This window comes from Actinoallomurus vinaceus (assembly GCF_039542055.1).
GTDB lineage: Bacteria > Actinomycetota > Actinomycetes > Streptosporangiales > Streptosporangiaceae > Actinoallomurus > Actinoallomurus vinaceus.
Window position 1 is genome coordinate 1 of record NZ_BAABHK010000001.1, and the last position, 12346, is coordinate 12346.

12 protein-coding genes are annotated in these 12346 nt (G+C 71.9%); 1 reads left to right on the forward strand and 11 read right to left on the reverse strand.

Annotated elements, in window-relative coordinates; all coding sequences use genetic code 11:
• Nucleotides 1-340: 340 nt before the first annotated feature.
• The 8 genes from fabG to ABEA24_RS00040 form a co-directional block, all read right to left on the reverse strand.
• Complete coding sequence (gene fabG / locus ABEA24_RS00005; RefSeq protein ID WP_345427947.1) at nt 341-1069, reverse strand: 3-oxoacyl-ACP reductase FabG; 729 nt, start codon at nt 1067-1069, stop codon at nt 341-343.
• Between the two features lie 50 nt (nt 1070-1119).
• Nucleotides 1120-2325 carry an acetyl-CoA C-acetyltransferase gene (locus tag ABEA24_RS00010; RefSeq protein WP_345427949.1) on the reverse strand — a complete coding sequence of 402 codons (1206 nt, stop codon included), beginning with the start codon at nt 2323-2325 and terminating at the stop codon, nt 1120-1122.
• Between the two features lie 192 nt (nt 2326-2517).
• Nucleotides 2518-2910 carry a hydrogenase maturation nickel metallochaperone HypA/HybF gene (locus ABEA24_RS00015; protein ID WP_345427951.1) on the reverse strand — a complete coding sequence of 131 codons (393 nt, stop codon included), beginning with the start codon at nt 2908-2910 and terminating at the stop codon, nt 2518-2520.
• Between the two features lie 47 nt (nt 2911-2957).
• Complete coding sequence (locus ABEA24_RS00020) at nt 2958-3461, reverse strand: hydrogenase maturation protease (protein WP_345427953.1); 504 nt, start codon at nt 3459-3461, stop codon at nt 2958-2960.
• Nucleotides 3458-4102 carry a DUF6084 family protein gene (locus ABEA24_RS00025; protein WP_345427955.1) on the reverse strand — a complete coding sequence of 215 codons (645 nt, stop codon included), beginning with the start codon at nt 4100-4102 and terminating at the stop codon, nt 3458-3460. The genes ABEA24_RS00020 and ABEA24_RS00025 overlap by 4 nt, the downstream gene beginning before the upstream one ends.
• A gap of 26 nt (nt 4103-4128) precedes the next feature.
• A complete protein-coding gene (locus ABEA24_RS00030) occupies nt 4129-4794 on the reverse strand; it encodes a D-sedoheptulose-7-phosphate isomerase (protein ID WP_345427957.1) in 666 nt (221 codons plus the stop codon).
• Nucleotides 4795-4810: 16 nt separating this feature from the next.
• Nucleotides 4811-5038 carry a HypC/HybG/HupF family hydrogenase formation chaperone gene (locus ABEA24_RS00035; protein ID WP_345427959.1) on the reverse strand — a complete coding sequence of 76 codons (228 nt, stop codon included), beginning with the start codon at nt 5036-5038 and terminating at the stop codon, nt 4811-4813.
• A complete protein-coding gene (locus ABEA24_RS00040) occupies nt 5035-5652 on the reverse strand; it encodes a D-sedoheptulose-7-phosphate isomerase (protein WP_345427961.1) in 618 nt (205 codons plus the stop codon). The genes ABEA24_RS00035 and ABEA24_RS00040 overlap by 4 nt, the downstream gene beginning before the upstream one ends.
• Before the next feature lie 169 nt (nt 5653-5821).
• Here ABEA24_RS00040 and hypF point away from each other — a divergent pair, with 169 nt between their 5' ends.
• Nucleotides 5822-8104, forward strand: a complete 2283-nt coding sequence (hypF, locus tag ABEA24_RS00045; RefSeq protein ID WP_345427963.1) for a carbamoyltransferase HypF — start codon at nt 5822-5824, stop codon at nt 8102-8104.
• A gap of 3 nt (nt 8105-8107) precedes the next feature.
• Here the strand turns inward: hypF and ABEA24_RS00050 are convergent, their stop codons facing one another.
• The 3 genes from ABEA24_RS00050 to ABEA24_RS00060 all read right to left on the reverse strand — a co-directional run bounded on the left by ABEA24_RS00050 (nt 8108) and on the right by ABEA24_RS00060 (nt 12019).
• Complete coding sequence (locus ABEA24_RS00050; RefSeq protein WP_345427965.1) at nt 8108-9202, reverse strand: PP2C family protein-serine/threonine phosphatase; 1095 nt, start codon at nt 9200-9202, stop codon at nt 8108-8110.
• A gap of 163 nt (nt 9203-9365) precedes the next feature.
• A complete protein-coding gene (locus ABEA24_RS00055; protein ID WP_345427967.1) occupies nt 9366-10415 on the reverse strand; it encodes an ATP-binding protein in 1050 nt (349 codons plus the stop codon).
• A 140-nt stretch (nt 10416-10555) separates the two neighbouring features.
• Nucleotides 10556-12019, reverse strand: coding sequence for an alpha/beta hydrolase (locus tag ABEA24_RS00060; protein ID WP_345427969.1), 1464 nt, complete (start codon nt 12017-12019; stop codon nt 10556-10558).
• Nucleotides 12020-12346: the final 327 nt, after the last annotated feature.

The following is a 12346-nucleotide window of genomic DNA, read 5'->3' on the forward strand; positions in this document are numbered from 1 at the left end:
CCGCCAACCGGGTCTTGCCCACCCCACCCGGACCCGTCAACGTCACCAACCGCGACACCGACAACAACCGCTTGACCTCGGCCACCTCATGCCGACGCCCCACGAAACTCGTCACCTCGGCCGGCAGGCGCACCGAATCCCGCCGGGTGAGCTGGTCGGAGTTCGTGACATCCATGGAAGCCTCGCATCGGCCTCCGCCCGGAGACCGGAGCGCGGCAGAGGCCGGGGACGCTGGGATCGCGACGGCGGGTTGCGTTTTAAACGCTACTCTACGCGGCAGACGCTCTGAATCGGCTTTTACGTCTGCAAATACCGCCGGATCACTTGCCGTCGACGGCGATCACATGAAACGTCCGCCGGCGATCTCCAGGACGGAGCCGGTCATGTAACTCGACAGGTCCGAGGCGAGGAAGAGCGCGACGTTCGCGACCTCGACCGGCTCTCCCGCCCGCCCCATCGGGATCTCCCGCATCTTCCCTTCCCACACGTCCGGCCGCATCGCCTCCGTCATCGCCGTCCTGATCAGCCCCGGCTGCACGGCGTTGACCCGCACGCCCAGGTGCGCGAGCTCCTTGGCGGCGGCCTTGGTCATGCCGACGATGCCCGCCTTCGCGGCGCTGTAGTTCGTCTGGCCGGCCATCCCGACCTTCCCCGAGATGGACGAGACGTTCACGATCGCGCCTCGGCCGCGTTCCCGCATGACCAGCGAGGCGGCGCGGATGCCGTGCCAGGTGCCCTTCAGGTGGACGTCGATCACGGCGTCGAAGTCCCCCTCCGTCATCTTCCGCATGGTGGCGTCCCGGGTGATCCCGGCGTTGTTCACCATGACGTCGAGCCCGCCGTACTCCGCCACGCACCGATCGACCAGCGCCGACACCTGCGCGGCCGACGTGACGTCGCACTCGACGGCGATGCCGCCGACCTCCTTGGCCGCCGCCCGGGCGGCGTCGAGGTCGCGGTCTCCGATCACCACCCGGGCGCCGTTCTCGGCGAACACCTGCGCCATGGCCAGCCCGATCCCCTGCGCCGCCCCGGTGATCACGGCGCTCCGTCCCTCCAGCAGACCCATGGCTCCTCCTGGGTTAGATCCGATCTCCGTGGTCATGCTCGCACGCGGGGTCAGGCGATCCGCTCGAAGACCGCCGCCAGGCCCTGCCCGCCGCCGATGCACATCGTCTCCAGGCCGTAGCGGGCGTCCCGGCGGCGCAGTTCGTACAAGAGGGTGGAGAGGATGCGCGCGCCGGTCGCGCCGACCGGGTGACCCAGCGAGATCCCGGAGCCGTTGACGTTCAACTTGGCCAGGCCGGCCTCGTCGAGCCCCCACTCGCGCAGCACGCCGATGACCTGCGCGGCGAACGCCTCGTTCAGCTCGATGAGGTCCATGTCGTCGAGGCTCAGCCGGGCGCGGGCGAGCGCCTTCTCCGTGGCGGGCACCGGGCCCAGCCCCATCAGGTGCGGCGGGACGCCGGCGACGGCCCAGGACACCAGCCGGGCCTGAGGGGTAAGGCCGAGCGCGTCGGCCCGCTTCCGCGTCGTGACCAGGCAGACGGCCGCGCCGTCGTTCTGGCCGCTGGAGTTGCCCGCGGTGACCGTGGCCCCCTCCACGCGCATGACCGGCTTGAGGGTGGCCAGCCGCTCCAGGGTCGTGTCCGCCCGCGGGTGCTCGTCACGGTCGACGACCCGCACGCCCTTACGGTCGCGAACCTCCACCGGCACGATCTCGTCGGCGAACAGCCCCTTGTCCTGTGCCCGCACCGCCCGTTCGTGGGAGCGCAGCGCCAGCTCATCCTGCTCCGTACGGCTGATCTCATAGCGCTCGCGGACGTTCTCGGCGGTCTCCAGCATGCCGCCCGGCACCGGGTGGTGCTCGCCGCCCGCCGTGACGCGGGCGCGGGCCAGCCGGTCCATCAGCTTGATCTCGGCTCCGGGCCGGTCCCAGCGCAGGCCGGTGGCGTAGTACTCGACGCCGCTCATACTCTCCGCGCCGCCCGCGATGATCGTGTCGCTCACGCCGGTCGCGACCTGCATCACCGCGTTCAGGACGGCCTGCAGCCCCGATCCGCATCGCCGGTCCACCTGGACGCCCGCGACCTCCACCGGCAGGCCCGCGTCAAGGGCGGCGACCCGGCCGATGGCGGGTGCCTCACCGTTCGGATTGCAGTTGCCGAGGATGACGTCGCCGATCTCGTGGGGGTCGACGCCGGTGCGCTCCACGAGCGCCCGGATCACCGTCGCCGCCAGCTCCTGCGCGCTGACGTCCTTCAACGCACCGCCGAAACGCCCAACCGGCGTACGAACCGGTGAACACACCACAACCTCGCGCATATCACCACTCCTCTCGCGCCAACCCTACGTTTCTGGCTCCGAGAGGAGTGGCTCGCCTTCCGCCAGACGGGAACGTCGCCGAGACGCCTCCCGACGCCTCGGCGATCTCGTGGAGGATCGTCGCGCCGCCGCGCGTCGCGGCTCGCAGGAAGCGGACCTGCCCGTCCGGGCAGGCGTCCAGCAGCAGCGCCGTCAGGGCGAGCCGGACGGATCCGCGCGATCTCGCCGGGAATTCCCGGGCGCATGTGCCGCCTCCACCAGCTCGATGGATTCCAGGACGAGACCGTCACCGCCCTCGATCGCCAGGTCGGTGCTGCCGCAGGCCGGGCACATCGCGAACAGGCCGTCCGAGGCCGTGGTCCGGTCGCACCGGCCGCACGTCATCCGCACCGGGTCGACGATCACCTCCAGGTGCGCCCCGTCGGCCACCGTCCCGTCGGAGACCAGGACGAACGCCTGGTTGAGCGCGGGTTCGCTGATCCGCAGCAGCGCCCCGGCCCGTACGCGCGCCCGGCGCACCGGGCGGCCGGCCGCGCGCCGCTCCACGGCGTGCAGGACCGCCTCCGCGATTCCGTATTCGTGCATGCGTGCTCCTCACATCCGCCGGATCTTCGGGTAGTGCCTGAGGCGTTTCACCATCGATCACCCCTCCTTCCGGTCCAGGGCCCCGCCTCCGGGTCCGCGAGCTCATACGAGATCAGGTCGAGGACGAGTTCGGTGGCCCTGGCGACGGCGCCGGCCACCGGCGGGCTCAGGTCCATGCCGGGGGAGGTGTCGGCCGGCTCGCAACCGACGATCAGGACCCGCCCGGTCGGGCCGCCCAGTGTCGCGGCGAGGGCCAGCACGGCCTCGGGCGTCATGTCGTGCGCGTCGACGAAGCCGCCCGTGACCTCGTCGGGGGCGGGTTCGAGCACGTACAGCGTCCCGGGGTCGCCGCCGCGCGGCATCGCGTCGAGCAGGATCGTCATGGCGTACCCGCCGGTCAGCTCGTACGCGAGGTGGATGCCGCCGATGCCGAAGTCGCTGACCTTCACGGTTTCGGGCAGATGCGCTGCGGCGAGCCGGCCGGCGACCACGCTGCCGAAGCCGTCGTCGCCGAGGGAGATGTTCCCGCAGCCCGCGACCAGGATCGTCATGGGCCGCCTCCCGGCCCGGCCTCCTCCAGCAGTCGTTCGACGGCCTCGTCCCAGGTCGCGACGGCGCGGGCGGACTTGTACCGCAGCAGGCTCCGCAGGGTCTCGTGGCGCAGGCGCAGCCAGCCGGTGCCGGGGAAGTACAGGTCGATCAGCTCCTGCCACAGCGCCACGGGCAGCCGGTAGCGCGCCTCGCGGTCCCAGGGCACCGGCGTGACCGCGAACCCGCGGTCCGCGCGGGCGAACACGGTGCCGCTGAACAGCAGCAGGAGCGGGATCTCGCCCTCGTCGAGCGCGGCGAAGTACTTGCCCGCGGCGACCTCCAGGTCGTACCCGCAGGGCACGGGCAGATCCACCTCGGTCGTCCCGGTGAACCCCGGCACCATGGTCGACAGGGTGGCGAGCTGGATCGCCTTGAGCGTCTCGCCCCAGCGGGCGACCGCGCCGAAGACGTCGGCGAGCAGCTCGGCCTCGGTCGCCGTGTACCGCCGCCGCGCCGGTTCGATCCGGATCTGGCAGCGCAGCGCGATGACATGCACGCCGCCCGGCGCGTCGTCGGTGATCCGCAGCCGCAGCACGAGCGTCGGGGAGGCGGCGTACGGGTCCACCCGCGCCCCGACGCATTCGAACCGCGGCTCAGCCATCGCCCGCCTCCTCTGCTGTTACCTCCTCAGACCGAGTTCCCGAGGGCGTGCTGCGTCAGATCCCACAGGACGTGGTAGACGGTCGTCTGCGCTTCCTGGATGCGGAGGACGGACGCTGACGGGATCACGAACAGGTAGTCGAGGGACGACAGCTCGGAGAGTCTGCCGCCCGGGTAGCCGACGAGCGCGATGGTGAGCATCCCGCGCCGGGCCGCCTCCTCGACCGCCCGGAGGACGTTGACCGATTCGCCGCTCACCGACAGGCCGAGCGCGATGTCGCCCGTGCCGCCCAGGGCGGCGAGCTGCCGGGCGAACACCACCTCGAAGCCCACGTCGTTGGACAGCGCGGTCAGCAGCGCGACGTCGGTGGTCAGGCAGAGCGCGGGCAGGGACTGCCCACGCGACGGGTAGGAGAACGCGGCGGCGACCTCTTCCGCGCCGGTGCTGCTGCCGCCGTTGCCGAACGTGAACAGCCGCCCGCCCATGGCGAACCTCTTGGCCATCGCCTCGGCGCACTCCGCGAGCAGGACCCCCGACCGCTCCGCGACCTCGCGCCGGAGCCGTACGATCTCCTCGGCCTTCTCCGCGGTGGACCGGCCGACCTCGCCCAGCACCGTCTCGATCTCGGACTCTCCCGAATACAGGAACGGGTACAACTCCCGCATCCCTTCCGGTGGCTCACTCCCGGTCATTGCCGCTCCCCCCGACCTAGCGCCGATCACCCCGCGCCACCACCGCGATGGCCTCTTTCGCGTGGACCAGGATCGTGTCGCCGACGGCCGCGTCGACCAGCGCGACGCTGACCTCCTCGTGCCTGCCGCCACCGACGTCGGCGACCGCCAGGTCGCCGTCGAGCAGGCGCACCACCGTGACAGGTACGGCCTCGTCGGAACAGGTGATGCACACCTCCTCCGAACACGGGCCGCGCTCGGTCACCCGATCACCTCGGGGCCGAGCAGGCCGGGCTGTTCGAAGAACACGTGTACGAGCTCCCACAGGACGTGGTACGTCGTCACGTGGACCTCCTTGACGATCGCCGGGTCGTCGCTCTGCGCGATCAGCAGGTGGTCGATCGCCGGGCTGTGGCCCAGCATCCCGCCGTCCCCGCCGGTCAGCGCGACGGTGAGCAGCCCCAGGTCGTGGCCTGCCTCCAGGCCGCGGAGCACGTCGACGCACTGACCGCCCGCGGAGATCCCCAGGGCGATGTCGTCCGGTGCCGCCCACTGGCGCACCTGGTGGGCGAAGACCTCGCAGAACCCCTCGCTGCACGCCACCCCCGTGATGGCCGCCGCGTCATTGCTCACCGCGATGGCGGGGAACGCCCGCTTGCCCACGATCACCGGATGCATGAACTCGACGGCGACGTGCGCCGCGTCCGTGCCGGCCATGCCGTTGCCGAAGGCGATCAGCTTGCCGCCGCGGTGAAAGCGGACCGCCATGTCCTGGCACGCGCGGGCCACCCGCCCGGAGTCTTCGGCGAGCATCCGGCCGGCGGTCTCACGCCTCGCGAACGCCTGACTGACCCGTTCCATGGGTGGCGTCACGGTCATGTGCACACTCCATTCCGGATCCGTACCGTCACGCTATGTCCATGTCGCTCTGGGAGAACACCCTGTCTCGCACAACCGGAGGTAAAGCATCCGCGCGGTCGTTAAGTTCTCGGCCACGGCGGTAGCGGGCAGGTCTCGGGGCTGCCACGCCGTGGGCAACATTCGACGTATGCGATCAACGTCCGCTCGGCTGCTGATCCGCGTCGAGGGGATCGTGCAAGGGGTCGGCTTCCGGCCGTACGTCCATTCCCTCGCCCGGCGGCTGGATCTGGCCGGATGGGTGGGCAACGACGCCCACGGCGTCTTCGTCGAGGTCGAGGGGCCACCCGATGCCCTGACGCGCTTCCAGGAGGGGCTGCGCGACGACCCGCCGCCCCTGGCGATGATCCGCCGGATGACCGCGACGCGGCTCCCGGTCCGCGGCGAGCGGGGGTTCCGCATCGCCCCGAGCCGCCGGGAGGACACTCGCGAGACGCTGATCTCCCCGGACGTCGCGACCTGCGCCGACTGCCTCGCCGAGCTGTTCGACCCCGCCGACCGGCGGTACCGCTACCCGTTCGTCAACTGCACGAACTGCGGGCCGCGGTTCACCATCATCCGCGACGTGCCGTACGACCGGCCGGTGACGACGATGGCCGGGTTCGCCTTGTGCGAGGACTGCGCGGCGGAGTACCACGACCCAGGGAACCGGCGGTTCCACGCCCAGCCGACCTGCTGCCCGGCCTGCGGCCCGACCCTGCGCGGCGCGTCGGCCTCCGGGGAGTGGGACGCGGTCGGCGATCCGATCGTGGCGGCGGTGGAGGTGCTGCGGGCGGGTGGGGTCCTGGCCGTGAAAGGGCTCGGCGGCTACCACCTGGCGGTCGACGCCCGGGACGAGCAGGCGGCCCGGCGGCTGCGTTCGCGCAAGCACCGTGAGGACAAGCCGTTCGCCGTCATGGTCCCCGATCTCGAGGCCGCCCGCCGGCTCTGCCTGCTCGACCCGGTCGCCGAACGCCTGCTCACCGGCCCGCGCCGCCCGATCGTGCTGCTTCCCCGGCGGCCCGGCGCGCCGCTCGCGGAGGCGGTCGCGCCGGGCAACCGCGAGCTCGGGATCATGCTGCCGTACACGCCGCTGCATCACCTGCTGGCGCGGGAGCTAGGCCGCCCGTACGTGCTGACCAGCGGCAACGTCTCGGATGAGCCGATCGCCTACCTCGACGCCGACGCGTACGAGCGGCTCGCCGGCATCGCCGACCGGTTCCTCACGCACGACCGGCCGATCCACATCCGCACCGATGACTCCGTCGTCCGCGTCGTACGAGGCCGGGAGCGACCCCTGCGGCGGTCGCGCGGGTACGCGCCGCAGCCGGTCTGGCTCGCCCGGCCGGTGCCGTCCCCGGTGCTGGGCTGCGGGGCCGAGCTGAAGAACACCTTCTGCCTCGCCAAGGGCGATCGCGCCTTCGTCTCCCACCACATCGGGGACCTGGAGAACTACGAGACGCTGCGCTCCTTCACCGAGGGGATCGCGCACTTCCGCCGGCTGTTCGACGTCACGCCGCGTGTCGTGGCCCACGACCTGCACCCGGAGTACCTGTCGACGAAGTACGCGCTGGCGCTGGACGACGTGGAGCTCGTGGGCGTGCAGCACCACCACGCGCACATCGCCTCCTGCCTCGCGGACAACCGGGAGGACGGCCCGGTGATCGGCGTCGCCTACGACGGCACCGGCTTCGGCGCCGACGGCACGATCTGGGGCGGTGAGCTCCTCGTCGCCGACCTGGCGGGGTTCTCCCGGGCCGGTCTCCTGGCCCCGGTGCCGCTGCCCGGCGGGACGACCGCGATCCGGCAGCCGTGGCGGATGGCCGCCGCCCACCTGGACGCGGCGTACGACGGCGCCCTCCCGCCGGACCTGGACGTCGAGGCCCGGCATCGGAGCGGCTGGGACGACGTGCTGGCCGTGGCGAGGTCCGGCGTGAACTCGCCGCTCACCTCGAGTGCCGGCCGCCTGTTCGACGCCGTCGCCGCGATCCTCGGCGTCCGTGACGCCATCAACTTCGAAGGGCAGGCGGCGATCGAGCTGGAGCAGCGCGCCGACCCCGCGGAGACGGCCGCCTATCCGGCCGCGATCGACGACGGAGACCCCCTGGTCATCCGGGTCGGTGACCTGGTCCGTGCCGTCGTCGCCGACCTGCGCGGCGGCGTTCCGGCCGCGACCGTCGCCGCGCGCTTCCACCACGGGCTCGCCGACGCCACCGTCACCGCGTGCCGACGGCTGTCCGCCGCGACGGGGATCGGCACGGTCGCCCTGTCCGGCGGCGTCTTCCAGAACCGGCTCCTGCTGGGCCGGGTCGCCGACGGCCTGGAACGCCACGGCCTGCGGGTGCTCACCCACCAGCGGGTGCCGCCGAACGACGGCGGGATCAGCCTCGGCCAGGTCGCCGTCGCCGCCGCCCGGCACGACCGGCGGCGCTGAGCGTCACGGCCGAAGGCGACTCCCCGGGGCACGCCGGAGAGGGGCGGGCCCGGCGGGCAGGCGCTGGACCACGATCGCCGCGGCGTCGTCGCTCAGGTTGCCGCCGACGTGACCGAGGAGATCGTCATGGAGCAGCCGGACGAGGGCCTCGGGATCCTGGCCCGCCCACATGGGCAGGCGCTCGGCGAGAGGATAGAACTCCCCCGAACCGTCGCGGGCCTCGATGACGCCGTCCGTGTAGAGCACCAGGATGTCGCCGGGTTCGAAGGCGAACGCCTGGGGGAGATGTTCACCGACACCGAGTTCGCCCAGCCCCAGCGGCGGCCCCGTCTGGTCCGGCTGGAGGGTCAGCACCTCGCCGCCGCGCAGCAGCAGTGGTGGCGGATGGCCGCAGTCGATCACGTGCACCACGGGTTCGGCGTCCGGGATCTCGGTGATGGCGGCGGTGACGAAGCACTCTGAACTGTTCGTGTTCGTCTCCGCGAGTTCGGTGAGGTTCCGGCACACGCTGCCTTCCAGGTGCGCCACGAGCCTTGGCAGGGTCGAATGGCGGTGCGACGCCTCGCGGAAGGCGCACAACAGGAGCGCGGCGTCGCCGACGGAGGCCAGGCCCTTGCCGCGTACGTCGCCGATGAGCAGGCGGGTGCCGCCCGCCGTGCGTGCGGCGGCGTACAGGTCACCGCCGATGTGGGCCTCCGCGGTGGCGGCGACGTACATCGACGTGATCCGCAGGGGGCCGATCCTGCCGGGCAGCGGGCGCAGGATGACCCGCTGTGCGGTCTCGGACACCGACCGGACCTGGATGAGCTGCCGCTCGTGACGCTCGCGCAGATAACGGAACACGACCACGAGCGACGAGACCGCCACCAGCGCGGCGATCTGCGCCTGGTGGTTGAGCGTGCCGATGCCGCCGTGCAGGAAGGCGATGACCACCTGCGCCACCACCGCCACGGCGCCGATCAACCCGGTCATCATCGGGCCCCCGAACGATGCCGTGAGCGCGGGTGCCACGACGAGGAGCGGCCCCAGGTGGACCGAGGGCGGGGTCAGGACGTCCGCCACCGTGATCACCAAGATGAACGCGAGGGGTATCACCACCAGTGCATGAGCCGGCTGCCATGCCGGGCGGAGATCGTGCAAGTGTTGCCCGACGCGCACCTTTCCTGCCTACCCCATGGGTAGGGAATCAGGCCAGTCACCGGATGCGCATCGCGCGCGGTGTCAGGCGCGGCCTCGGCGGGGCCGTCACCGGCGTGGGCGACTACGGCCGCGACGCGGCCCTATCCCAGAGCTCGGTCTCGCCGTTGACGTCCCACTCCTGGAAGGCAGCCGCGTAAGCGTGTTCGAGATCCGCCGAACCAGGCCTGTCCGGGGTGAGGGTGAAGTCGGGGTCGATCTGGGCGGCGAGGTCCTGGCCGGTGGCGGCGTTGGCCCAGGCGCGGGCGTTCTTGAGGTGGAACTCGACCGCTTGGCGGGTGAACTTCGGCCAGTCCTTGGGGCGGGCGTCGACGGCGGTCCGGAGTGTGGCGAGCGCGGCACGGTCGCGCTCGGTCAGGTCGTCGAGGTCGAACGGGCGGCCCTGCTCCATGGCGCGGACGGCGCCGGACTGCCCGACGCAGCACAGCAGGGCGTCGCCGACGTGCTCGCGCAGGAAGGCGACGTCCTCGGGGCCGTGGATCTTGTTGCCGATGACCCGGAGGGCGACGTCGTAGTCGGCGGCGTACTCCGTCCACTGCCGGTACACCGCGACGCCCTTCCGCGTGGGCTCGGCGACCAGGAAGGTCAGGTCGAAGCGGGTGAACATGCCGGAGGCGAAGGATTCGGCGCCGGCGGTGCAGTCGACGACGACGTACTCGCCGGGGCCGTCGAGGAGGTGGTTGAGGTACAGCTCGACCGCCCCGGTCTTGGAGTGGTAGCAGGAGACGCCCAGGTCCTCGTCGCTGAACGGCCCGGTCACCATGAGCCTGGCTCCGGCGGCCGGGACGGTCAGCCGGGAGTGGATCGGGTCGTCGCTGCCCAGGCGCAGCAGCCGGGATCCGCGGCCCGGCGGCGTGGTCTTCACCATCGCCGCCGCCGACGAGATCCGGGGGTTCTCACCCCGCAGGTACTCCTTGATCGCGGTCAGGTGCGCGCCCATGGCCGGGATCGCGGCGGCGGTCCGCTCGGGAAGGCCGAGGGCGACGCCGAGGTGCTGGTTGATGTCGGCGTCCACCGCCACGACCGGCGCGCCGGCGGCCGCCAGGTGACGGATGAACAGGGACGACAGGGTCGTCTTGCCGCTGCCGCCCTTGCCGACGAACGCGACCTTCATGCTTCCTCCCGGGTGCGGCCGATGCTGGTATCGCACAACGTAGCGATGTGAATACGATGTGCGATGGCGTTTCGACGGCACCGACTATAGAGGAAACGAAAACCGTTTTCACAATCTCGCGGCCGTCCCTGCCGCGCGGATCAGACGTGGCAGACCGTGCCGGCCGGAGGCGCCTGGCCGGTGATCAGGTAGTCGACCTCGTGCGTACGGGCGCAGGAGGAGTTGTACAGGGCGGTGTGCCCGTCCCCGTCGTACGTCAGCAGCCGGCCGCCGTCGATCTGCCGGGTCAGCGCCTGCGCCCAGACGTACGGGGTGGACGGGTCGTAGGTGTTGCCGACGACGAGGATCGTCGGGGCGCCGGTGACCCGCTCGGGGCGCGGCGGGTTCGCCGCCGGCACCGGCCAGCCGCTGCACCCGGCCGTTACGTCCCACATCTCCGAGTAGCGCCACGTGTGCGGCGCCACCTTCTTCACACGCGTCAGCCGGGCCCGCAGGTCCGCGAAGCCGCGCAGCCGCGGCGGGAAGTCGTGGCACCCGATCGCACGGTACGAGGTGTAGCTCGGGTCGTCCTGTATCCCCTGGGCCAGCGCCGCCGGATTCGACGGCGTCTTCTCGGCGTCGGCCAGGGCCGTCGCGAGCTGGGGCCACAGGAACTTCAAGATCAGGTACGAGTACGTGGCGGCGGTGACCTCCGCGGCGGTGATGGGGCGTCCGCGGGCCGGATCGACGATCTCGCCCTTGTCGGCCCGTGCCGTCAGGGCGTCGAAGTCGGCCACGATGTCCCGGCCGCGGAGCGGGCAGTCGGCCGTGGCCTGGCACCACTGTGCGAACCGGTGGAACTCCCGTTCGATCGCCGCCGACTCGTCCACGGTGTCCCGGGCGACCGAGCGCGTGTGGTCGACGGCGCCGTCCAGCACCATCGTCCGCACCCGACCGGGGAACAGCCGGGCGTACGCGGCGCCGAGCTCGGTGCCGTACGAGACGCCGAGCCAGGAGATCTGTGACTCGCCGAGCGCGGCGCGGATCGCGTCGACGTCGCGTGCGGCGCTGATCGTGTCGACGTGCCGGAGCAGCGGGCCCGTCGCCTGCAGGCAGTCGCTTCCGTGGCGGCGGTCGCTCTCCGTCAGCCGCCGGTACTCCGCCGCCGTCTTCGGAAGGGTGGGGGCGGCCGGGTCGTACACCGGCGTGGAGCAGCGTACGGGGGTGCTGTCCCCGACTCCGCGCGGGTCGAAGCCGATCAGGTCGAAACGCTCGCGCAGGGGCTTGAGCTGCGGCGTTCCGAGCAGCATCCCGCCCTGGGCGACCACCGCGGTGCCGGATCCGCCCGGGCCGCCGGGGTTGACCAGCAGCGACCCGAGACGGTGCGCCGGGTCGGTTGCCCGCAGGCGGTTCAGCGCCAGGGTGATCCGCTGCCCGCCCGGATGGGACCAGTCCAGCGGCACGGTGATGGTGGCGCACTCCAGCTGAGGCGGCGTGTTCTCGGTGTGACAGTCGCGCCAGGCGGGGGAAGGGACGGGGGCGCGTTCCGCCGCCACCGCGGCGGAACCCGAGGTCAGAACGGTGGTGGCGGCCATGGTCGCCGTCACGACGGACGAACGCTTCATCGAAACTCCGGTTTCACGGGGGAGCGGAGGACACGGGGCGCTCGCGGGCACGCGCACTCGCATGCCGCTACGGAGATCGTTACAGAACCCGGGCTCCTGGGGCATCGCTCGCCGGGAGTACCCGGGATCGGGGCGTGCTCCGACCTTCGGCTGAGGCCGCACGGCACCTCCGGCGGACGGATTCGATGCCCGATCGGGGAACCGCGTGTGCCGCTTCGGTCAAGAACGGGTCGGAAGGGGGCGTAACAACCGGGTGCGCCCGAAGCACTCCTTCGTGATCACTACCCGCTGCGGGGCCGGCACCGCGTCCTGCCGGGGCCTGTCGCG

Bases quoted from the DNA above. Each gene is read 5' to 3' on its own strand.
- fabG (WP_345427947.1), bottom strand. From the start codon at position 1,069: ATGGGTCTGCTGGAGGGACGGAGCGCCGTGATCACCGGGGCGGCGCAG.
- ABEA24_RS00010 (WP_345427949.1), bottom strand. From the start codon at position 2,325: ATGCGCGAGGTTGTGGTGTGTTCACCGGTTCGTACGCCGGTTGGGCGT.
- ABEA24_RS00015 (WP_345427951.1), bottom strand. From the start codon at position 2,910: ATGCACGAATACGGAATCGCGGAGGCGGTCCTGCACGCCGTGGAGCGG.
- ABEA24_RS00020 (WP_345427953.1), bottom strand. From the start codon at position 3,461: ATGACGATCCTGGTCGCGGGCTGCGGGAACATCTCCCTCGGCGACGAC.
- ABEA24_RS00025 (WP_345427955.1), bottom strand. From the start codon at position 4,102: ATGGCTGAGCCGCGGTTCGAATGCGTCGGGGCGCGGGTGGACCCGTAC.
- ABEA24_RS00030 (WP_345427957.1), bottom strand. From the start codon at position 4,794: ATGACCGGGAGTGAGCCACCGGAAGGGATGCGGGAGTTGTACCCGTTC.
- ABEA24_RS00040 (WP_345427961.1), bottom strand. From the start codon at position 5,652: ATGACCGTGACGCCACCCATGGAACGGGTCAGTCAGGCGTTCGCGAGG.
- hypF (WP_345427963.1), top strand. From the start codon at position 5,822: ATGCGATCAACGTCCGCTCGGCTGCTGATCCGCGTCGAGGGGATCGTG.
- ABEA24_RS00055 (WP_345427967.1), bottom strand. From the start codon at position 10,415: ATGAAGGTCGCGTTCGTCGGCAAGGGCGGCAGCGGCAAGACGACCCTG.
- ABEA24_RS00060 (WP_345427969.1), bottom strand. From the start codon at position 12,019: ATGAAGCGTTCGTCCGTCGTGACGGCGACCATGGCCGCCACCACCGTT.